19 protein-coding genes are annotated in these 22,346 nt (G+C 64.2%); 12 read left to right on the top strand and 7 right to left on the bottom strand.

Going from position 1 to position 22,346, the window contains the following annotated elements:
- Window positions 1-16 precede the first annotated feature (16 nt).
- From ttcA to V5738_RS01445, 3 genes are all read right to left on the bottom strand, one after another.
- Window positions 17-859, bottom strand: coding sequence for a tRNA 2-thiocytidine(32) synthetase TtcA (gene ttcA / locus V5738_RS01455; RefSeq protein ID WP_423822617.1), 843 nt, complete (start codon window positions 857-859; stop codon window positions 17-19).
- A gap of 80 nt (window positions 860-939) precedes the next feature.
- Window positions 940-1,818, bottom strand: coding sequence for a fructosamine kinase family protein (locus V5738_RS01450; protein ID WP_423822616.1), 879 nt, complete (start codon window positions 1,816-1,818; stop codon window positions 940-942).
- Complete coding sequence (locus V5738_RS01445; protein WP_423822615.1) at window positions 1,815-2,696, bottom strand: 5'-3' exonuclease; 882 nt, start codon at window positions 2,694-2,696, stop codon at window positions 1,815-1,817. Before V5738_RS01445 ends, V5738_RS01450 begins: the two co-directional genes overlap by 4 nt.
- A gap of 70 nt (window positions 2,697-2,766) precedes the next feature.
- Between V5738_RS01445 and V5738_RS01440 the strand changes: the two genes are divergently transcribed.
- The 9 genes from V5738_RS01440 to V5738_RS01400 all read left to right on the top strand — a co-directional run bounded on the left by V5738_RS01440 (window position 2,767) and on the right by V5738_RS01400 (window position 13,321).
- A complete protein-coding gene (locus tag V5738_RS01440; RefSeq protein ID WP_423822614.1) occupies window positions 2,767-3,534 on the top strand; it encodes a DUF4412 domain-containing protein in 768 nt (255 codons plus the stop codon).
- A 197-nt stretch (window positions 3,535-3,731) separates the two neighbouring features.
- Window positions 3,732-4,907 (top strand): NAD(P) transhydrogenase subunit alpha, encoded by a 1,176-nt coding sequence (locus tag V5738_RS01435; protein ID WP_423822613.1) that lies wholly within the window; start codon window positions 3,732-3,734, stop codon window positions 4,905-4,907.
- 38 nt (window positions 4,908-4,945) lie between these two features.
- The gene (locus tag V5738_RS01430) at window positions 4,946-5,230 is read left to right on the top strand and encodes an NAD(P) transhydrogenase subunit alpha (protein WP_037339012.1); all 285 of its coding nucleotides are present in this window, start codon (window positions 4,946-4,948) and stop codon (window positions 5,228-5,230) included.
- 32 nt (window positions 5,231-5,262) lie between these two features.
- Entirely contained in the window at window positions 5,263-6,660 is a 1,398-nt protein-coding gene (locus V5738_RS01425) for an NAD(P)(+) transhydrogenase (Re/Si-specific) subunit beta (RefSeq protein ID WP_423822612.1), read from the top strand.
- 112 nt (window positions 6,661-6,772) lie between these two features.
- Entirely contained in the window at window positions 6,773-7,369 is a 597-nt protein-coding gene (locus V5738_RS01420) for an NUDIX hydrolase (RefSeq protein ID WP_423822611.1), read from the top strand.
- Window positions 7,370-7,653: 284 nt separating this feature from the next.
- Window positions 7,654-9,843, top strand: coding sequence for a primosomal protein N' (locus tag V5738_RS01415; RefSeq protein WP_423824223.1), 2,190 nt, complete (start codon window positions 7,654-7,656; stop codon window positions 9,841-9,843).
- A 74-nt stretch (window positions 9,844-9,917) separates the two neighbouring features.
- Window positions 9,918-10,742, top strand: coding sequence for a hypothetical protein (locus V5738_RS01410; RefSeq protein ID WP_423822610.1), 825 nt, complete (start codon window positions 9,918-9,920; stop codon window positions 10,740-10,742).
- Between the two features lie 60 nt (window positions 10,743-10,802).
- On the top strand, window positions 10,803-12,470 hold the full coding sequence (gene argS / locus V5738_RS01405; RefSeq protein ID WP_423822609.1) for an arginine--tRNA ligase: 1,668 nt from the start codon (window positions 10,803-10,805) through the stop codon (window positions 12,468-12,470).
- Between the two features lie 29 nt (window positions 12,471-12,499).
- A complete protein-coding gene (locus tag V5738_RS01400) occupies window positions 12,500-13,321 on the top strand; it encodes an SPOR domain-containing protein (RefSeq protein WP_423822608.1) in 822 nt (273 codons plus the stop codon).
- A 262-nt stretch (window positions 13,322-13,583) separates the two neighbouring features.
- Here the strand turns inward: V5738_RS01400 and V5738_RS01395 are convergent, their stop codons facing one another.
- Window positions 13,584-14,717 (bottom strand): transporter substrate-binding domain-containing protein, encoded by a 1,134-nt coding sequence (locus V5738_RS01395; RefSeq protein ID WP_423822607.1) that lies wholly within the window; start codon window positions 14,715-14,717, stop codon window positions 13,584-13,586.
- Window positions 14,718-14,966: 249 nt separating this feature from the next.
- Window positions 14,967-17,126 (bottom strand): DNA helicase II, encoded by a 2,160-nt coding sequence (gene uvrD, locus V5738_RS01390; RefSeq protein WP_423824222.1) that lies wholly within the window; start codon window positions 17,124-17,126, stop codon window positions 14,967-14,969.
- 84 nt (window positions 17,127-17,210) lie between these two features.
- On the opposite strand from uvrD, the gene V5738_RS01385 reads away from it, so the two are divergent.
- Window positions 17,211-18,020 carry a M48 family metallopeptidase gene (locus tag V5738_RS01385; protein ID WP_423822606.1) on the top strand — a complete coding sequence of 270 codons (810 nt, stop codon included), beginning with the start codon at window positions 17,211-17,213 and terminating at the stop codon, window positions 18,018-18,020.
- 172 nt (window positions 18,021-18,192) lie between these two features.
- Window positions 18,193-18,483, top strand: a complete 291-nt coding sequence (locus tag V5738_RS01380; RefSeq protein WP_423822605.1) for an RNA recognition motif domain-containing protein — start codon at window positions 18,193-18,195, stop codon at window positions 18,481-18,483.
- Window positions 18,484-19,083: 600 nt separating this feature from the next.
- On the opposite strand, the gene V5738_RS01375 is transcribed toward V5738_RS01380, so the two are convergent.
- Both V5738_RS01375 and V5738_RS01370 read right to left on the bottom strand, forming a co-directional pair.
- Complete coding sequence (locus tag V5738_RS01375; protein WP_423822604.1) at window positions 19,084-20,322, bottom strand: hypothetical protein; 1,239 nt, start codon at window positions 20,320-20,322, stop codon at window positions 19,084-19,086.
- A gap of 10 nt (window positions 20,323-20,332) precedes the next feature.
- Window positions 20,333-21,340 carry an ABC transporter ATP-binding protein gene (locus tag V5738_RS01370; protein WP_423824221.1) on the bottom strand — a complete coding sequence of 336 codons (1,008 nt, stop codon included), beginning with the start codon at window positions 21,338-21,340 and terminating at the stop codon, window positions 20,333-20,335.
- A gap of 200 nt (window positions 21,341-21,540) precedes the next feature.
- Between V5738_RS01370 and V5738_RS01365 the strand changes: the two genes are divergently transcribed.
- Window positions 21,541-22,344, top strand: a complete 804-nt coding sequence (locus tag V5738_RS01365; RefSeq protein ID WP_423822603.1) for an endonuclease/exonuclease/phosphatase family protein — start codon at window positions 21,541-21,543, stop codon at window positions 22,342-22,344.
- Window positions 22,345-22,346: the final 2 nt, after the last annotated feature.

The following is a 22,346-nucleotide window of genomic DNA, read 5'->3' as shown; positions in this document are numbered from 1 at the left end:
ACACAATCCGCCCGCATCATGAGTCCGTCGGGCCGTCGCTTTCTAGGCCGACGAAATCGAATAGCTCACGATCAGCCATCTGCGAAGGCGCGATCCGCGTCATGGCGCGGAAAATACGTTCGCTGCGGCCCGGATCCTCGGCTTCCCAGTCGACTAGCATCTGCTTGATGTTCTGCCGGGCCAGATTGTCCTGGGAACCGCAGAGATTGCAGGGAATGATCGGGAACTGCTTGAGCCGCGAGTACTTCTCGATATCGTTTTCGGCACAGTAGGCCAGCGGCCGGATCACCACGTTATCGCCATCGTCGGATTTCAGCTTGGGTGGCATGCCAGCCATGCGCCCGCCGTGGAACATATTGAGGAACATGGTTTCCACGATATCGTCGCGATGATGGCCCAGGGCGATGCGCGTAAAACCGTTCTCGCGCGCATAGCGATACAAAATGCCCCGCCGCAGGCGCGAACACAGCCCGCACATGGTCGCCCCCGGGGCGATCTTTTCGGTGACCACCGAATAGGTGTCCTGCTCGATAATCTCGTAGTCGACGCCGAGGTCGGCCAGATATTCGGGCAATACATGCTCGGGGAAGCCGGGCTGCTTTTGATCGAGATTGACCGCCCGCAGGGAAAACGAGACCGGCGCCACCTGCTGTAGATACAGCAGCGTATCCAGCAACGTATAGCTGTCCTTGCCGCCGGACAGACAGACCATGACCCGGTCGCCGTCGCGGATCATGCCGTAGTCCACGATCGCCTGCCCGGCCTGGCGCCGTAGCCGCTTGGTCAACTTGTTGGCCGCGACCGAACCGGGGGTCAGACCGGCCGGCGCTCGGGTATCGAGGACAGGGATTTCGCTCATGGCATGCCGCGCTTGAACTGGCTGGGCGCGTATTGTAACGGCGCCGATGGGCTCAACCCCAGGGCTGGCCGGACAAACGGTCAGACCTGGGCGACGAGCTGCTGCATAACGCGCTGGGCTTGGCCGGCGAAGCCGCCGCCGAACAGCCGGGCATGATTGAGCAGATGATGCAGCTGATACAGCGGCCGCCGGATTTCCCGGTAGCCGGGTGCCGGCGGCCAGGCGCCCCAATAGGCTTCATAGAACTCCGGCGCGAAACCGCCGAACAGTTCGGTTAGGGCCAGATCGGTCTCGCGGTCGCCGTAATAGACCGCCGGATCGTAAATCACTGGTGTGCCGGCGCTGTCCATTCCGGCATTGCCCCCCCACAGATCACCGTGCAGCAACGAGGCCTCGGGCGTGTGCCCGGCCAGCAGGTCCGGCAAGGCCGCCAACAGCCGGTCGCCCTCGCGGGCCAACTCCGGGTAGCTCGGTGTCAACGCATCCAGCATCACGGCCAGCCGATTCTCGCGCCAGAATTCGACCCAGTCGGCATGCGGCGTGTTGTGCTGCGGATTCGGGCCTAGGGTGTTGTCGCGATCCCAGCCGTGGCGCGGCGCAACGATGCCGTGCAACTCGGCCAGCCCCTCGCCTAGGGCGCTCATCGCAGCGCGGGTCGGCCGCTCCAGTTCGACATATTCGAGCACGATGAAGGCCGTATCGTCGCTGCTGTCGACGGTGATCGGCTCGGGAACGCGCAGGGCCGCGGATTGCCGCAGCTCTTTGAGACCGGCCGCCTCGGCTTCGAACATCGCGCGCCGATCGGCACGATTGGTCTTGACGAAGAACTGGTGGCGGCCATCGCTCAGCACATGGGCATCGTTGATGTCCCCGCCCATCGCCGCGCGCTGGTCGTCGATGGCAAATGCCGCCCCGGTCGCGGACTCGATTGCGGCTTCAATGGCTTGCCATACACTCATGGGTTCGCTTCCTTGTATTCGGACAGCCCGAGCTGGCGCCGCAGGCGATGGCCGGCGCCGATCGCCTGACACAGCGCATCAAGGCGCTCGAGATTGGCCGCGCGCCGGCGGATATCGCGCTGTGCCGGCTCGAGTTCGATATCGATCACAATCACCGCCAGTCGGCGCGACAGCCGCGCCTGCTCGGCATGGGTATCGAGCTTGCCAGCCAGCGACTTCGCCCCGCGTAGGCCGGAATCACGCACGGCTTCGAGATCGGCCAGCATGGTCTCCAGACTGTCGAAACGGGCCAGCAGGGCAGCTGCTGTCTTGGCTCCAATGCCAGGCACGCCTGGGATATTGTCGACCGCGTCGCCGACCAGCGCCAGATAATCGGGTATGTGCTCGGCCACCACGCCGAACCGGGCCTGAATCGCTTGCCGATCGTAGCGGGCCTCGCGGGCATAGTCCCAGAGCACATCGGAGGTACCAAGCAGCTGGGCCAGGTCCTTATCGGAAGTTACGATCGTAACCGGCGCTTGGGCGCCTGCGGCCAGGCTGCCGATCAAATCATCGGCTTCGTAGCGCGGGCTGGACAGGGTGGCAATGCCCAGTCCCTCGGTCAGCTCGCGACAGGCCGCGATCTGGTCGACCAGCTCGGCCGGCGGGGCTTCTCGATTGGCCTTGTAATCGGCAAACCACTCGTTGCGAAACGAGCTGGTCAACGATTCATCGAACGCGGCCGCGATCTGGTCGTCGTCGACCTGTTCAAGTAGCCCGGTAAGGAACGTCGCATAGCCGTGCACCGCGTTCAGCGGTCGACCACCGCGACCGGTGATACTGTCCGGCAGCGCATGGAAGGCACGAAAGATATAGACGCTGGCGTCGATCAGCAGCATATCGTTAGTGTACTGATCGATCGCCGGTGTGCGCCATGCGCCATCGATTCGTACGATTCGGAGATTGTCTATGACTCGCAGCACGTGGCGCCTGGCCGGCGCTGCCATGATCCTGGCCCTGACCGGGCTATTCAGCGCCGCTCAGGCCGACACCACCCTGACCTATGTCGGGGCCAGCGGCCAGTACCAGGTTTATATCACCGCCGAGGCGGTACGCATCGACGGCGACGGCGATAGCTGGCAGCTCTATCGGGCCGACGATCCGGCGATCGTGTCGGTCACACCGTCCGAGCAGACCTATACCCGACTGGACAAGAACGCCGCCGGCGAGATCCGGCACCAGATGGATGCGCTGCGGGCACGAATTGAAAACCGGCTGCAGAAGCTGCCCAAGGATCAGCGCCCGGCCGCCCGTGCGGCCATGGTGGCTAAAATTCCTGGCCTGAGCGGCAAGAGTCGCTCGGTCGGCATCGACCGCACCGGGGCAACCGACCAGGTCAACGGCATCGCCTGCAACGTGATCCAGATCGTGCGCGGTGGCCAGCCCGCCGACAAGATGTGTGTCGCCAGTGCGGACGCGCTGGGTCTATCCAAGGACAGTTTCGCGACCGTGCGATCGATGTTCGCACTGCTACAGGACATGCTCGAAGGCACCGGCCTGGAAGGCATCGGCCTGCCCTATCGCGACCTGTCCGGCATGCCGGTGCGTTTCGTCGATAGCGTGTCCGGCGAACGGCGTTCGCTAGCGGCAATCAGCCACGCCGATATTCCGGACAGCCGATTCGCGATCCCGGACGGCTATATTGAACAGAAACCGGAGAAACTGACGACGCAATAAAAACGGTTGTCACCAATTTGATTCGAAACACCCGTTTTGGCACAGGATTTGATGGCCGCGTTCGAACATCGAATTCTATTCTTATGTGCTCGCGACAGGTACGAATCTGTGGTTACATCCGATCACAGTGCAGGGGAGATCGCACTTAACCGGTCCCAGATAACAACACCTCGACATCTTCAAAGCCGAGAAACAATATGACCGTATCCATTTCAGTGACCAAAGAAACCGCCGCCGGCGAAAAACGTATCGCGATGGTGCCGAAAGTCGCCAAGAAGCTCGGCAAGCTAGACGTCGCGCTGACCGTGGCCAAAGGTGCCGGGCAAGGCAGCCGGATTCCGGACGAGGCCTTCGAAGAGCCGGTGATGCTGTCCGGCCGCGCTGACGAGATCTATACCGCCAATGTCGTGCTTGCGGTCAATGCCCCCGAGCCCAAGCAGATCGACAAGATGCGCCGCGGCTCGGTACTGATCAGCTTCGTCCAGGGGCACAACAATCCGGACGTAGTCGCCACCCTGCAGAAAAACGAGATCACCTGCTTCGCCATGGAGCTGATCCCGCGTATCACCCGCGCCCAGTCCATGGATGCGCTGTCGTCCCAGGCCAATGCGGCGGGCTATAAAGCCGCCCTGATGGCGGCCAATTCGCTGGAACGGTTTCTGCCGATGCTCACCACGGCAGCCGGCACCATTCGCCCGGCCAAGGTGCTAGTGATTGGTGCCGGGGTCGCCGGGCTACAGGCGATCGCCACCGCCGGGCGGCTGGGCGCCAAGGTCTATGGCTACGACGTACGCACCGATACCAAGGAACAGGTCGAATCGCTGGGTGCCGAGTTTCTGGTCGCCGAAGGCGTAAAGGCCGAAGCCGAGGGCGGCTATGCCCGCGAGCTCACCGCCGACGAAAAACAAAAACAGCAGGACATGCTGGCCCAAAACATGGCCGATGCCGATGCCGTGATCACGACCGCGGCAGTGCCCGGCAAGCCAGCGCCGAAGATCGTATCCCGAGCCATGGTCGAAGCCATGAAGCCCGGCTCGGTACTCATCGATCTGGGGGCCGCCGGCGGCGGCAACTGCGAGCTGACCCAGCCCGACGAAGTCATCACCCACGGCGCGGTCACGATCCACGGGCCTTCCAACATGCCGGCCCTGCTCGCCGAGCACGCCAGCGAAATGTATGCCCAGAACCTGTTCAACTTCTTACAGCTGATTCTCGTCGAGGAACCAGGCCAAGACGACGCCAAACCGGGCGACAAGACCCACCGGCTTGACTTCAACTGGGACGACGAAATCCTGGCCAAGTCGGTGCTGACCCACGAAGGACGCATAGTCAACGAAGCGGTCGCCAAAGCATTGCAGACCCAGGCCGAATAACCGCGCTGCCCGCGCGTCGAGCGATTTAGGAGGAGATTATGATTACCGGTTTTGTTGCGCTCTATATCTTCATGCTGGCCGCATTCACCGGCTACGAGATCATCGGCCGGGTGCCGACGATCCTGCATACGCCGTTGATGTCCGGCTCGAACTTCGTGCACGGCATCGTGCTGGTCGGCGCGATGGTGGCACTCGGCAATGCCGACGGCTTCTGGGAAACCCTGATCGGGTTCGTCGGTACCATCCTGGCCGCCGGCAACGCCGTGGGTGGCTACGTGGTCACCGAGCGCATGCTCGAAATGTTCAAGTCCTCCAAGGACTGATCCGAAAACGACAACAATAAGAGGATAGACCTATGGGATTCTGGGGCTTTCTGGTCAACGCCAGCTATTTCGTGGCGGCAGTGCTATTCATCTACGGGCTCAAGCAGATGGGCTCGCCACGCACTGCCAAGAAGGGCATCAAGCTGGCCGGCATCGGCATGCTGGTCGCCGTGGTCTTCACCTTCTTCCATCCGGCCATCCATGCCGGCGCCTGGCATTACATTCTGATGCTCATCGCCATCGCCATCGGCGGCGGCGCGGCCTGGGTGTCCGGCAAGCGGGTCCAGATGACCGCCATGCCGCAGATGGTCGCGCTTTACAACGGCATGGGCGGCGGCGCCGCGGCCGCGATCGCCTTGATCGAGATGTACTCGCACGAGGCCTTCAGCGCCGGCTTCGGGCTGATCCTCATGGCCGTGCTGGGCGCTGCGATCGGTGGCGTCTCGTTCACCGGTTCGCTGATCGCCTGGGCCAAGCTCGAAGGCAAGCTCGACAAGACCATGCGGGTGCCCTACCAGCAGGTGATCAACGGCGTGCTGGCGCTGCTGTTGGTGATCCTCGGCTGGTCGATCGTGGCCTCGAACTTTGGCGCCCCGGTGCTGGTCACCCTGTTCTTTATCGTCAGCCTGGCCTTCGGCGTACTCCTGACGCTGCCGATCGGCGGCGCCGATATGCCGGTGGTGATCTCCATGTACAACGCCTTTACCGGCCTGGCCGTGGCCTTCGAAGGCTATGTGATCGACAACCCGGCCATGATTATCGCCGGCATGGTGGTCGGCGCGGCCGGCTCGCTGCTCACCTACCTCATGGCCAAAGGCATGAACCGCTCGTTGACCAATGTCCTGTTCGCCGGCTTCGGCGTGGACGAAGGCAGCCAGTCCGAAGGTCCGGAAGGTGAGATGAAATCGGTAGAGGCCTTCGACGCGGCCGCCTCCATGGCCTATGCCGATTCGTTGATCATCGTGCCCGGCTACGGCTTGGCCGTGGCCCAGGCCCAGCACAAGCTCTGGGAGTACGTACAGGCGCTGCAAAAGGAACACGGTGTCGACGTCAAGTTCGCTATCCACCCGGTCGCCGGGCGCATGCCGGGCCATATGAACGTACTGCTGGCCGAGGCCGGCGTACCCTACGACCTGATCTACGACCTGGAAGAGATCAATCCGGAATTCCCCAATGCCGACGCAGCGCTGGTGATCGGGGCCAACGACGTGGTCAATCCGGCCGCCAAGGAAGACAAGAGCAGCCCGATCTACGGTATGCCGATTCTCAACGTCGATGCCGCGCATGAGGTGTACGTGATCAAGCGCGGCAAGGGCACTGGTTTTTCGGGCGTGGCCAACCATCTGTTTTTCGGCGACAACACCCGCATGGTGTTCGGCGATGCCAAGCAGGTCTGTGCCGATCTGACCAGCGGCCTGAAACAGATCTAGCGTTTGCCGGGTCGAACACCCAGCGCGCATGCGCTGTTTTTCAAAGCCGCCTGCGGGCGGCTTTTTTTGTTGAGCATGCAGTCGAGGCCGATCGCTCGTATCCTGAGCCCCCATGCATGAGCTCGCCCCGATCGTCACTGCCCTGGCTCGCTATCGCGCACGGCGCAATCCACTGCGTCGACGTCTGATGCGCGCTGCAGTCGCCGTGATCCTGCGCGAGTCCCGACAGGGCACCGAAGTGCTGGTCGTCGAACGTGCTCAGCGCCCGGGCGACCCCTGGTCGGGCGATATGGGCCTGCCCGGCGGCCGGATCGACGACTGCGACGCTGCCAGCGCTTCGACCGCGGCCTGTCGCGAAACCGCCGAAGAGACCGGACTCGTGCTGGAGCGCAGCCTGGGCATCGGCCGGCTATCGGATCGGCTGGTCCCCGACCATAGCCGGCGACGGCCAATGATCGTCTCGCCGTTCGTCTATCGCTGCCCGACCGAAGCGACCATTACGACCAACCATGAAATCGCGGCCTGGCAATGGCTGGCGCTGGCATGGCTAGACGAACCGGAGCGCCGTCAGCGAATGCTCTGGCGCATCGGCCGCCTGGCCAAATCCATGCCCTGTTACGACTGCGGCCAAGGACGAAAACTTTGGGGTTTGACGCTGTTGATGCTCGATGAACTACGCCGCGTCGGGCATCGTCAGGCTCATCCATGAGCATTCAAACTGCCCTTTTGCGGCAGTCGGCTCGACGCGACGGCCGACATATCGTGGCATCGCCGCAGGTCTATGACGCTTTGTTTTTCCACAAATCCACAGCTTGTATGGGCGGTTCCAGCCACCGATCTATTACCAGGCGAGCGGCCATAAAAAATATAAGCATCTGATATTAATAAATATTTATTTACCCTTTCGTACAATCGCAGATATTAGACGAAACCTATGGAGCGGCTGTCCAAATTTAATCCACCAACTTATCCACAGGCCATAGACTCTTGAGCGTGCAGGCTTTAAGAGTCATTCGTGTCGCCGTGCCGGTGCCGCTGCACGGCACATTCGACTACCAAGTGGCCCCCGAGGCCAGCCCGACGATTGGCGCCCGGGTGCAGGTTCGCTTTGGCCGGCGGCCGCTGGTCGGCGTGATCGTGGCCGTCGATGTCGACAGCCAAGTCGCCATTGACCGGCTCAAGCCGGTTATAGCGGTCCTGGATGATCAGGCGCTACTCGACGACGCAGTGCTCAAGCTACTGCGCTGGACTGCTCGCTATTATCACCACCCGCTGGGCGAAACGATCGCGACCGCCTTGCCGGCAGCGCTGCGACGGACCCGCAGCGAGCAGGATACCAACCGCAATCGTGGCTGGCAGGCGAGCGCCGAACCGCCGACCGAGGCTGAGGCCGCGCTCTCGCGCGCGCCTCGCCAGCGCGAACTACTGGCCGTGCTGCGCGATGCCGATCATCCGATCGCCCACAGCACCCTGCTGGCGCGTTTTCCCGCGGCCCAGAAACCGTTGAAGACGCTGGCCGAGCGCGGCCTGATCGAAGCCGTCGAGCTGCCCGGCGGCCTGGAAACCGGCAGTGCCGGCCAGGCGCCGGAACTGACCGAGGACCAGCACACCGTGATCGAGCGGCTGCGCACTGCCGAAGGCTTTGCCCCGGCACTCATCGAGGGCGTGACTGGCTCCGGCAAGACCGAAATCTATTTCCAGCGCATGGCCGACGTGCTGGCTGCCGGGCGACAAATCCTGTTCCTGGCGCCCGAGATCGGCCTCACACCACAACTCATCGACCGGCTGCGCTCGCGTTTCGCCGCCGCGATCGGCGTGTTGCACTCGCAACGCTCGGACGGCGAGCGTGCCGATGTCTGGAAGGCAGCCGCGGCTGGCGAGGCCGATATCGTGGTCGGCACCCGTTCGGCAGTGTTCACCCCCATGCCGCGGCTGGGCCTGATCGTGGTCGACGAAGAACACGACGGCTCCTACAAACAAGGCGACGGCCTGCGCTATCACGCCCGCGACGTGGCCCTGAAACGCGCCCAGGCTACGGCCTGCCCGATCCTGCTCGGCTCGGCCACGCCAGCGCTCGAGACCCTGCACAATGCCCGTGCCGGACGTTTTGCCTACCAGCGGCTGGCGCGTCGGGCGACCGGGGCCGCGTTGCCGCAAATCAAGCTGATCGATATTCGTTCGCGGCCACTCGACGGCGGCCTGTCCGATCCCTTGATCAGCCGGATTCGCCCCCATCTCGAAGCCGGCAATCAGGTGATGATCTTCATCAACCGGCGCGGCTTTGCCCCGGCACTGGCCTGCCACGACTGTGGCTGGATCGCGCCCTGCGAGCGCTGCGATGCCCCGATGACCGTACACGGCGGCGGGCGCCGGCTGATCTGCCACCACTGCGGCGCGAACGCCGACGCGCCCGCAGCCTGTGCCGCCTGCGGCGCCGCGAATCTAGTGTCGCTGGGCGCCGGCACCCAGCGCGTGGCCGGCGCCCTGCGCAGCCATTTCCCGGATGTCTCGATCGCCCGCTTCGACCGCGACAGCATGGCCCGCAAAGGCCGGCTGGAAGCCCAGCTGGCCGATGTCGCCAGCGGCACCACCCAGCTCATGGTCGGCACCCAAATGCTCGCCAAGGGCCACGATTTCGCCCGCCTGACCTGCGTCGGCGTACTGGATGTCGATGGCGGCCTGTTTTCGGCCGATTTCCGGGCTACCGAACACATGGCCCAGGTGGTCACCCAGGTCGCTGGCCGGGCCGGACGCGCGGATCGGCCCGGCGAGGTCTGGCTACAGACCCGCAATCCCGAACATCCGATGCTCACCCGACTGCTCAGCGGCGGTTATCCGGGCTTTGCCGAAGCCGCACTGGCCGAACGCGAGGCTACTGCCCTGCCGCCGTTCGGCTATCTGGCGCTACTGCGGGCCGAGGCCCACGAAGCCCAATATCCGCACGATTTTTTGGCCGCGGCGGCCGATACCATTCCGATCGATGGCGAGCTGGCCTGCTGGGGCCCAGTACCGGCGCCGATGGCCCGCCGGGCCGGGCGTTATCGCGCCCATCTGCTGCTGCACGCCGCGCGCCGTTCGTTGCTGCATCCGGTGCTCGATCGCTGGCAGTATCAACTGGCCGAGCTGCCGGGCGCGCGCCGGGTACGCTGGTCGATCGATGTCGACCCCCAGGATCTGATCTGAACGGCCTGCCGCGCCGAACGTGCCGGGCCGCCCGCTCGGCACCCCTGGGCTTGGATTTCTGGCAGTCTCAGCCCATGAGTCGAGATTCTAATGCCCCGCCCCAGGGCGATCCACGCATCAGCCCGACGGCCTATGCCACCGCCGCCGCCTGGGCCCACTACGGTTTTGCCGAAGCCGAGGCCTGGGATAGCCGCCGCGGCCGGACCATGCTCGGTGCACTGCGATGCGGTACCCGGGCGCTGTCGCCGATATTCCCCGCACTGGCCCCGGGCGAAGCTCTGCTGTACTGGCGCCACTACTGGTTCTCGGCCTGGGTCGCGCGCATCGCACCGAGCCTGGCTATCGAGATCGGCGCCGGCCTGTCGACCCGCGGGCTGGCCTATGCCCGCGCCCATCCCGAAACGCGCTGGCACGATCTGGATTTGCCCGGCATGGTCGCGACCCGGCGCGCCTCGCCGGCCGGTCCGCCGCCGGCCAATTATCATCTGGCCGTTGGCGATCTGCTGGGCGATGACCTCGGCGCGCAGATCGCCGCCCCGGCCCATGGGCCGGTGGTCGCGCTTACCGAAGGCGTAGTCGATTATCTCAATCGGGACGCCAAGCAACGGGCCTGGGCGCATATCGCGGCTTTGTTGAAACGCCTCGGCGGCGGCCGCTATCTGACCGAGGTCTACCCCCTACGCCGATTCGCCCCGCGTGGGCCGAGCGCGGCCCTGGCCCGACGCTGGGCGGCGCGCCCCGGCTCGACGCTGTGCTATCACGAGGATCAGGCCCTGGCCGGCCTGGAGGCGGCCGGCTTCGCCCGGGCCCGGGTATTGCCCGATACCGAGCTGCCCGGGGTGGCCTACGGGCCGCGTGGATCACAGCGTGCCTTTTGTTTACTCGAGGCTGAAACATAGCCGGCGAACGGCGCCAGCGTTAGACTGCACGGTTTTCACCCCGATCTGGCTCGTTTCGCCGTGAAAGCACTCGTTCAACAGCTGCTGGCCGGCGCCGCTGCGCGCGCCTGGCCTGATCTCGATATCCCTGCCGCGCCGCACGTCGAACGCACGCGCGATGCCTCCCATGGCGATTTCGCCTCCAATCTGGCGATGCAGCTGACCAAGGCCGCACGCCGCAATCCGCGCGAGATCGCCCAGGCGATCGTGGACCAGCTGGGCGACGACGAGCGCATCGCCAGGGTTGAGATCGCCGGGCCCGGCTTTATCAACTTCTTTCTGGCCCCAGCGGCTTTTCGCGCCGTGATCGACGACGTTCTGGCCAGCCGCGAGCACTACGGCCGCTCGGACGACGGCGAAGGCCGCAAGGTATTGATCGAGTTCGTCTCGGCCAATCCGACCGGGCCGCTGCACGTCGGCCACGGGCGTGGGGCTGCGGTCGGCGACTGCCTGGCACGGCTGTATGACGCCACCGGCTGGAATGTGACCCGCGAGTTCTACTACAACGATGCCGGCGTGCAGATCGACAATCTGACCCACTCGGTGGCCGCTCGTTGTCGCGGTCTGACCCCGGAGCATGCCGACTGGCCGGCAAACGGGTATCGCGGCGAATATCTGGCCGACGTGGCAGCGGCTTATCTGGACGGGGCGACCGTGACCGCCGACGATCGCGAAGTCACCGCGGCTGCCGATCCCGACGATCTGGCGGCGATCCGCGAATTCGCGGTGGCCTATCTACGTCGCGAACAGGACGACGACCTGCGGGCCTTCGGCGTGTCCTTCGATCACTACGCCCTGGAATCGGCGTTGTATGCCGACGGCAGCGTCGAGGCTACGGTCGATGCCCTGGTCGCGGCCGGGCATACCTACGAAGCCGACGGCGCCCTGTGGCTCAAGACCACCGACTACGGCGACGACAAGGACCGAGTGATGCGCAAGGCCGAGGGCGGTTATACCTATTTCGTGCCCGATGTCGCCTATCACCGCGCCAAATGGGAACGCGGTTTCGGCCACGCGATCAATGAACAGGGCGCAGACCACCACGGCACCATCGCCCGCGTGCGGGCCGGGCTACAGGCCCTGGATATCGGCATTCCCGAGGGCTGGCCGGCGTATGTGCTGCACCAGATGGTCACAGTCATGCGCTCTGGCGAAGAGGTCAAGCTGTCCAAGCGCGCCGGTTCCTATGTGACCGTACGCGACCTGATCGACGAGGTCGGACGCGATGCGACCCGTTATTTCCTGGTCGCCCGCAAGTCCGATTCGCAGCTGACCTTCGATATCGACCTGGCCCGCAGCCAGTCGGAAGACAATCCGGTCTATTACATCCAGTATGCCCACGCCCGGATTTGCAGCGTGTTTCGCCAGCTCGACGAACAAGGGCTGACCTACGACCGGAGCGCAGCCGATCTGGACCGGCTGGATTCCGAGCACGAACAGCGCCTGATCACGGCGCTCTCGCGCTATCCGGAGATGGTCTCGGCGGCCGCGGCCGAGTCCGCAGTTCAGAGCGTGGCTCATTATCTGCGCGATACGGCCGATATCTTCCACAGCTACTACAACGCCCAGAAATTCGTACTCGAGGACGAGGCGCTGCGCAATGCACGATTGGCCCTGGTCGCCGCGGCACAGCAGGTGATCGCCAACGGTCTCGAGTTGCTGGGCGTGTCCGCTCCGGAGCGAATGTGACCCTGGCATCGATCGACGAGGTGTTGTAAATGGCTCGCGATTATTCCTCGCGCCGCAACGATCCGCCGAACAGCAACAGCGGCAAACGCAAGACGCCCAAGCGTGCGAAGCCGGCAGCAACCTCGGCGCGATCCAAGCCGAAAAGCAGCGCCAAGAAAAACGGTTCCAGCCCGCGCAGGAACACGGCCACACGCCGTGGTGCGCCCGGCTGGGTCTGGTTCGCCTGCGGGCTGCTGGTTGCGATCGTGATCGGCTCGATCTACTACATCGCCAGTCGGCCGGCCGGACACGGCCCAGAAAGTGTATCGATCGACGTGCCGCACCAGTCGCAAGACAACGACACCGAGACTTCGAACAGCCAGCCACCAGCCGCCGCCCCCAAGGCAGCCGACGACGGTCAGTCCGAGCCGCGGTTTTCGTTCTACAAGATGCTGCCGAATTACAAGGTGGAAGTACCGGCGAACCAACGCCATACACAGCCAGCCCCGGTCGATGCCCATACGCCCCACGAGGCCGAGGCCGCGGTCGAGACCCCGGCGCCAGCCTCGACTTCGCATCAGCCGTCGAGTGGTTCGGCCTCTAACGCGCCTTCCGACAACAGCACCGGCGATGCTGGCACGGGCTATGTCATCCAGGCCGGTGCGTTTTCGACCCACGACGATGCCGATCATCGCAAGGCACGGCTTGCGCTGCTGGGCGTGACCGCGCGTATCGTCGACGTCAAGACGTCTTCAGGCAAAACGGTCTATCGCGTACAAAGCGGTACCGTAAATACACGCGCCAAAGCCCAGAATCTCGCCCAGCGCCTGAAGTCGCACGGCATCGAGACCATGGTGCGACACGCCGACTAGACCGCTTCGGCCCGTCTCGACCGAATACCCACCCGGCCGAGACGGCCGCTGCGCTTAACGGCCCATTCGCTCGCCGCCGAGGCTGGCCCCAACCACGCCATAGCCTCCGCCCCGATCGCGACACGCCCGGCGAGCGAAGGCCGGCATATGGCCAGCCGATACGCCCTTAAAGCTCTATCGCACAGCGGCCGCGAAACACCCGTACCGGGCCATGTCGGGCTGCGGTAACGACTATGGGCCGTGCCTTAGCCCCAAACGTTCATTAGGGCGAACCGATATAGCGGGCTACCAGCCGGCTCCACTGGCGATCGTCAATGATCGCCAGGATCGCCCGGTTGACCGGCTCACGCAGATGACTGCCCTGGGGCAACGCGAAGGCATAGTCCTGACGCTCGAAGGTATGATCGAGCACGCTCAGGCGGCTGGCATAGTCCCGGCGAATCCGATACTTGAGCAACGGCGCATCGTAGACCACTGCATCGACCCGGCCCTCGGCCAGATTCGTCAATGCGGTTTCGAGCGAAGCGCGGCGGTTGAAGGTGATGCCCCGGTCGGCCAACGATACCGCGGCCGCCGAACCAGCCACCGTGGTCACTCGGGCATGGGCCAGATCGTTGACGTTCTGGATCCCCGAGGACAGCTTGTCGACGGTCAAGGACGTTGCGATCGCTGCAGTAAAACTGGAGATGACGATGATCGCGGCGAACATCCAGACCAGCCCGATCAGCCGACCGCCCAAGGTCCGTGGCGATTTATCGCCGTAGCCGACCGTGGTCATGGTCACGGCCGCCCACCAGAAGCCACTGCCCAGCCCGTTGAGCACGCCGCCGCCGAACTCTTCGGGATTGCGGTGGCGCTCAAAAGCCCAGACGGCAACGCCGACCAGCAGCAGCACACCGGCCAAGGCGGCCAGCGCGGTCAAAAACGGCCAGGAAAACACCCGGCTGACGGTGCGCCAGGCCCCGCCGTTGCCGTCGGCCGGCACGGCTATCGCCAGACCGGTGGTATAGAAGGGAAAGGTAAAGTCGATCCGTGCCTCGCGCGGCTCGGTCACGGTCAGGGCCGCTACCGCTACGTCGAGATCGCCGTTTTCCAGGCCGGCGAACAGACCCGGCAGATCCCGCTGGACGTAGTTGGACTTGAGCCCGAGCTGGTCGGCCACTCGTTGCCATAGCGCGATTGACAGACCCGACAGCCGGCCCTGGGTATCGCGCACTACGAAAGGCGGCGCCGTCTTGGTGCCAACCCGCAGCGTGGTACCGACCTCATCGTCCGGCAGGGCACTGGCTGCAGGCGCTGGCTGCTGGGCAAAGGCCGGCGCCCCTAAAAGACACAACAGCAACACCAACATGAACCGCGAAATGCGGGCTCCGGCCGCGACATCGCGATGCCCCATAGATCCCCTGAGATTCGACTATCCATCGTTTGGCCGAGTATAGCGCGGGTTATTCCGATTATCCTCCGCTCGCTACAGCGACCGGCCACCATGCCGGTTACGGCGGTGGCAGCGGCCGCGATGCACCGCGCCCGTGGTGGGCACTCCAAGGCTGGGATCGGCGCGACCGCTTAGATCCAAGGCCCATTTTTATGAGCCAAGCCGGGTCGATGCGTGGCGCTGGATTGCGACTGCCTGTCGTGGCTATGGCTAGATCGGATCGAGCTTGGCATAGCCGGCGATCAGCCACTTGCTGCCCGCCGAATCGAAGTTGACCTGGATCCGCGCCCGTGCGCCGTCGCCTTCGAAGGCCAGTACCGTGCCCTCGCCGAATTTTTTATGTGCCACCCGCTGGCCGAGATTCAGCCCGCCGGCGCTCTGTTCGTTGCGCCCGATCGGCCCGGGCCGGAACACCGGCTGGGAGATGCCGGCCTGGGGCCGGGTCTCGCGCAGATGCTCGCCCGGGATCTCGCGCAAGAAACGCGACGGCGCAGCCAGATTCTCTTGACCGTGCAGCCGACGTACCTCGGCATGCGAAATATTGAGTTTTTCCATCGCCCGGGTCATGCCGACATAGGCCAGCCGGCGTTCCTCTTCTAGCCCGTTATCGTCCTCGACCGAGCGCTGGTGCGGAAACAGCCCTTCTTCCATGCCAACCATGAACACCAGCGGAAATTCCAGGCCCTTGGCCGCATGCAGGGTCATGAGCTGGACCGAATCATCCCATTCGCCAGCCTGGGCCTCGCCGGCCTCCAACGAGGCATAGGCCAAGAACTGGGTGATCTCGTCCATAGTCTCGTCGTCGTCCGGGGTATACGCTCGGGCCGCCGAGACCAGTTCGTCGAGGTTATCTTGGCGGGCTTCGGCTTTTTCGTCGTTGCCCTTGCCGTGGTGGGCCTTGAGCGCGGTGGTTTCGACCACGTGCTCGGCGGCTTCGTGCAAGGCCATGTCTTCGATGGCCGCATCCAGGTCGTCGACTAGCGTGATGAAGTTCATCACCGACTTGGCCGCCCGCGCGGCCAGCCCGTTTTCGGCCAGCTCGTAGGCAGCCTGCCAGAGATTCATTGCCGAAGCCCGGGCATGGGTACGGATCTTGTCGACCGTGGTATTGCCGATACCGCGGGTGGGCGTATTCACGATCCGCTCGAAGGCGGCATCGTCGGATCGCGACTGGATCAGGCGCAAATAGGCCAGTGCATCCTTGATCTCGGCGCGCTCGAAGAATTTCTGGCCGCCGTAGATCCGATACGGGATCTCGGCGGCGATCAAGCGCTCTTCCAGCACCCGGGACTGGGCGTTGGAGCGATACAGGATGGCGATATCGGAGCGCGAGCCGCCTTCGCTGATCCAGTTCTGGATCCGGGTGATGACGTGCTGGGCCTCGTCGTATTCGTTGTAGGCAGCATAGACGTCGATCGGTTCGCCCTCGGCACCGGCCGTCCACAGCTCCTTGCCGAGCCGCGAGATATTGTGGCCAATCAGGCCGTTGGCCGCTGCCAGGATGGTCCCGGTCGAGCGATAGTTCTGCTCTAGCCGGACTGTCTGGGTACCGGCGAAATCCTCTTCGAAGCGCAGGATGTTGTCGACCCGCGCCCCGCGCCAGGAATAGATCGACTGGTCGTCGTCGCCGACGATGAACACCTTGCCGTGGGTGCCGGCCAGTAGCTTCACCCAGCCATATTGCAGGGCATTGGTGTCCTGGAACTCGTCGACCATGAGATGCGAAAACCGCCGCCGATAGTGGGCCAGCAGCTCGGCGTTGTCGCGGCAGGTCTCGTAGGCACGCAGCAAGAGCTCCGGGAAATCGACTAGCCCGGCGGCCTCGCGGGCCGATTCATAGGCCGTATAGACCCGGATCATCTGCGATCGGGCATAGTCGCCAGTATCGGCCAGGTCCTGCGGGCGTTCGGCGTCTTCCTTGCAGCTGTTGATAAAGCCAGCCATCTGGCGCGGCGGCCAGCGTTGCTCGTCCATCTCCAGACCGCGCATCACCCGCTTGATCAGGCGCAGCTGATCGTCCGAATCGATGATCTGGAACGCCTGCGGCAGCTTGGCCTCCTTGTAATGCAGACGCAGCAGCCGATGCGCGATGCCGTGGAAGGTGCCTACCCACATCGCACGCGCCGGCACGCGCAGCATCGGCTCCAGACGGGCCCGCATCTCGCCGGCCGCCTTATTAGTAAAGGTCACCGCCAGAATCGACTGGGGCGAGACGCCTTCGACGCCGATCAGCCAGGCGATACGGTGAATGAGCACACGGGTCTTGCCCGAGCCGGCACCGGCCAGCACACGCATATGCGCCGGCGGCGCACCGACCGCTTCGCGTTGGGCATCGTTGAGACCGTCGAGGATTGCGGATACATCGTCCATCCGTGAATTGTAACCAAAGGAGGACACCTCAAGTTCAGCAATCACTGGTAATCTCAGGTCGAACTATCGACCGATGACCCGTCCATGCCGCGTTTTATCCTTCGTGCGCTCATGCTCTGTCTGCTGTCGGCCGTACTGGTCGGCTGCGCGACCTCGCCGACTGGGCGCAACCAGCTCAAACTGTTCGGCGAACAGAAAATGTCGGCGATGGGCGACCAGAGCTATGCCCAGCTCAAAGACAAAACCGAGGTCGACAAAAACACCGCCGCCAATCGCTTTGTCGAATGCGTGGCCAACGCCATTACCTCGGTCCAGGGCGTACAGCAGGCCGCCGATGGGCCCTGGCAAGTCACGGTCTTCAAATCCGACCAGGTCAATGCCTTTGCTCTGCCTGGCGGCAATATCGGCGTCTATTCCGGGCTGTTGCCGGTGACCGAAAATGGCGCCCAGCTTGCAGCCGTGATCGGCCATGAAGTCGGCCACGTACTCGCCGGGCATCCCAACGAACGCATGTCCGAGCAGTATGCGACCCAGGGCGGGCTGTCGGTGTTGTCGGCTTTTCTGGGTGGCGCCGGCGGCGCCGGCAGCCAGGCGATCATGTCGGCGCTCGGCGTCGGCGCCCAGGTCGGCATTCTGCTGCCGTTTTCGCGCGCGCAGGAAAGCGAGGCCGACGTGATCGGCCTGGAATTGATGGCCCGCGCCGGCTTCGATCCTCGTGAGTCTGTGCAACTTTGGCAGAACATGAGCAAGGCGTCCGACGGCGAACAACCCAACGAATTTCTGTCGACTCATCCGTCCAACGATAATCGGATACAGGCGCTTAGCTCACATATGGATCATGCCATGCAGCTATACCAGCAAACCGATCATCACCCGAATTGCCGCCACCCGTAACACCGCTCGTCGCCCGGTTTGACAAAGGCTATTGCGGGCCGGCTTAAGTTCTGTAGACTCCGAAATCAGGTGGCCGTCGTGCTGCGCTCCGCTGGTCTTAGTTTGGTGTCATTGACGAGTCCGGACGGTTTTCAAGTTAATGGCACATGTTTGTTAGCTAGGATCAGTTGAGATGAATATTTACGTCGGCAACCTTTCGTGGAACTCCACGGACGACGACCTGCGCGCCGCCTTCGAAGCGTTCGGAGAAGTCTCCTCCGCGAAAGTCATCATGGATCGCGAGACGGGGCGTTCGCGCGGCTTCGGTTTCGTCGAAATGCCCGATGACAATGCCGCCAAGGAAGCCATTGAAGGCATGAACGATAAGGACCTGCAGGGTCGAACCCTGCGCGTCAACGAAGCCCGCCCGCGCGAAAACCGTAGCGGCGGCGGTGGTGGCGGCCGCGGTCCGCGTCGCTTCTAAAAACGGATGACCAAGGCTCAATCCAAACGCTTGGATTGCTGCTGAAGGCCGTGATTGAGCCGGCAGTGCATACGCTGTCGGCTTTTTTGTATGCGACTTGACCGCGGACCGTGTCTTCGGCGTTCGAGCTGGCCTCAAAGTCCTGGCCGGATGTGAGGCGGCGGCTTACCGGCCCAAGGCCTGTCGTGCTGTGGTACGAGCGCCGCCTTGGCGTTCGCCCTCTGTGTTGTGCAAGGCGCACGGGCCATGTCCTCGCCGAACCACAAACACGCGACGCCGCGGGCGCCATGGCTGATTCTACATACCTGCCTCGATGGGGCGCGCGCTGTTGTGCCGCTCTTCGACGTTATCGTTCGCGACGTCTCATCGGCTCGCCATCGTCTTTTCCAGGAAACACTGGTCGCGACTCATACGACCTTCCAACAGCCCCCCAAAACAGGCGCTACCATCTGAGCGGTAGCGCCTGGCCCGTCGTCTATGACGGTCGCCGCGGCCGGCGGTGGGCAAGGCTGTATTGGCCGCCACTGTTTTGCATGCCTTGTTGAATCTGGCGACGGCCAGAAAGCTGGATACGATCGGCTCCGGCCCGCTGCTGGTCGTTCAATCGCTGTCGGATGCCGGGCCAAAAAACACCGTGTCTGGCAAGGCCAACCCGGTGCCCGGCAAATGCACATGCCGCATCACCACGAAGGTGAACAACAACGGATTCACGTCGTAGATCGCGGCCAGCGGGGCAACATCGGCCCGCGCGATAAAACCCTCGGCCGCCAAGCGGTCCAGATCGATCGCCCCGGCCCGTGCGATTCGCGGATAGCCGCTGGCATAGCGCAGCCGAGCAAAGAACTGGGGATGCTCGAGCAGCGGCTCCAGTTCGGTGCCCGGCCGGTCGCCGGTCAACAGTCCAGCCAGGCTTACGGTCAAATCGACTTCGTCGTCGCCTGTTTCGCGCAGCAACCGAAACAGGGCTGGCATCAGGTTCTGGTCCTCGGCGCCATGGGCACGCCCCAGGCGTAGCCGTACCGAAACGCCGGCTTTCAGGGCCGGCCGAATCGCCGCGGGCGCAATCCAGCGGCTCTCGCCATCGGCATTACGCAGCTGACCCACCGAGATGACCAGCCGCATGTCGTGTTCGGCCATGACCTTGTAGGCGGCCTTCGCGGCAGCGCCGGTCGGATCGATACGCTGGCGCACCGGCCACCAGACGATTTCGTCGACCCCCTTGGCTGCCCACTTCACCAGTGCCTGGTCGGCATCCGGGCGCTGTGGATGGATCGATACCACCGGCGCCAACAGCGGGGCTGCACGCTGGCCCAACCAGGCGACATAGGCGTTGGCGACCGTCGGCTCGGCATTGTCGATACGCGGCACGCCCTGGTCGTCGAATACGCCGTCGCGTGCCATGATCCGGGCGCGATAGGGGCCCGGCATCGCTCGAATCTGGCGCACCAGACGCGATACATAGTCGGCATCTGCGGTCTCGGGCCGCACCACGCCGGCGGCCTCATCGCGCAGGCGCCGCGATAGCCACACCGCAATGCTCGGACCAGCCCGGCCATTGGCCCGGCTGTCGTTGGAAAACCCCGGCCCGGATAACTGCCCGCGGGAAACGATCAGGGCACGGCGATCGAGTACCGGCCGATCGTCGGCATCGGCAAAGGCGCGCTCGATGAGCTGCTGGGAAGCGGCCGGCAACACCCAGGCGGCATCTTCTGGGTCATGCGTCCAGCCGGCCCCGTGGCGTGCCCACCAGAATCGAACCAGCGCCGTGCCCAGCAAGGCCACGACCGCCAGTATGGCGATCGCTATCAGCGCCCGTCGCCCGATCCTGCGCACCTGCATGACGGGCGACTCAGGCCGGCGCCAATGCCGCGGCGTCGATCGATTCCGCATGGTGGCAGGCCACCAGGCCGCCATTCAACGCTCTAGGCTGGGGCACGCTTTCACTGCAATCCGGCTGTGCCCAGGGGCAGCGCGTGCGGAACACACAGCCGGACGGCGGATTGGCCGGCGACGGCAGATCGCCGGGCAGGCGAATACGCTGACGCGCCCGTTCGGCCGCCAGATCGGGCCGCGGCACAGCCGACAGCAGCGCTTTGGTATAGGGGTGGCGCGGCGCGTCGAACAAGGCATCCGAAGGCGCCTGCTCCATCAGCCGGCCCAGATACATCACCCGGACGTCGTCGCTGATCTGGCGTACCACCGCCAGATCATGGGCGATGAACAGCATCGCGACATTGGTTTCGCGCTGTAGCTCCATCAGCAGTTCGACGATACGCGCCTGAATCGAGACATCCAGCGCCGATACCGGTTCGTCGCAGATCAACACCCGAGGCTCGACCACCAACGCCCGGGCGATCCCGATACGCTGGCACTGACCGCCCGAGAATTCGTGCGGATAGCGATTGAGCTGGGCCTGGGACAGGCCGACCCGGTCCATCATGTCGGCGACCCGGCGACGGCGTTCCTCGCGCGACAGATCGCGGCGCAGATGATGCAGCGGCTCGGCAATGATCTGGCCGACCGTCATGCGCGGATCGAGACTGGCCAACGGGTCCTGAAAGATCATCTGCACGTCGCGGCGCAGGGCCTGCCAGTCGCGGGTCGAGCCGAGGGTGATATCGCGTTCGCCCAGATGCAGCCGCCCGGCCGTAACCGGGGCCAGCCCGGTCAACGCCCGCGCCAGCGTCGACTTGCCGCAGCCGGATTCGCCGACCAGCCCGAGCGTATGACCGGCCGAAAGCGCCAGGCTGGCGCCGTCCACTGCGCGCAGAACCGGGGCCTTCTGCCACGGCCAGTCGGCGCGTAGCGGAAAATGAACCTTGATATCGTCGGCAGTCAGCACCGATTCGCTGGGCATATGGGGTCGACTCACAAAAACTCCGAGAGGCCGATGGTACGCTGGCCGGACCCAATCGCCCAGCCGGCCCTACCGATGGCCCGATGCATGAAACGGAACGCGGTTTGCTTATCATTGGCTGCCCGCCGGCATACAAGAAGCGGGCCAGGCGCATCCGCCGCGGGCATGCCGGCCGGTTGCCAGCCAAACGAAGGTGAATCATGAGTCGTTCGGCACCGCCTGCCGACCTGTCGGTCTTGAGCTTCAACATGCAGGTCGGGGTTGGCACCAAGCGCTATCGCGAGTATGTGACTCGCGGCTGGCGACATGTGCTGCCCAGCCAGGGCGTGCGCGACAACCTGACCCGGATCGGCGAACTGCTCAGTGCACACGACATCATCGGGCTGCAGGAAATTGATGCCGGCAGCCGCCGCAGCCGCTATGTGAACCAGATTCAGTCGCTGGCCGAACAGTCCGGCTTTGCCTATTGGCGGGTCCAGGTCAACCGCGATCTGGGCCGGGTCGCCCAGCACGGTCTGGGGCTGATCAGCCGTTATCAGCCGTTCTCGGTCACCGAGCACAAACTGCCTGGTCGGTTGCCCGGTCGCGGCGCCCTGATCGCCCGCTTCGGCAGCCCAGACCACAGTCTGACCGTGGTCGTAACCCATCTGTCGCTGGGCTCGGGCAGTCGCAGCCAGCAGTTGGCCGCGATCTGCGACCTGATCGCCGATGACGAACACGTCATCGTGATGGGCGACACCAACTGCAGCGCCCACGATCTGTTGGCTGATCCGGCGTTGGCGGCCAGCGGACTCCGCGTCTACGATCGCCTGCTGGCCACCTTCCCGAGCTGGCGGCCACGCCGCGGCATCGATCATATCCTGACCTCGCCGAGCCTGCCGGTACACCGGGCCGGGGTGATCGATACGCTGTTGTCCGATCATCGGCCGGTCGAAATGCAGATCGGCCTACCGCAGCCGCTCGGCCATGCACTGGAGCGCACCGGCTCGGCAGCGATCGGCTGAGC

This window comes from Salinisphaera sp. SPP-AMP-43 (assembly GCF_049568105.1).
In the GTDB taxonomy this organism is placed as follows: Bacteria; Pseudomonadota; Gammaproteobacteria; order Nevskiales; family Salinisphaeraceae; genus Salinisphaera.
Note: the sequence above shows the minus strand (reverse complement) of the source record. Positions and strands in the feature narration are given on the sequence as shown.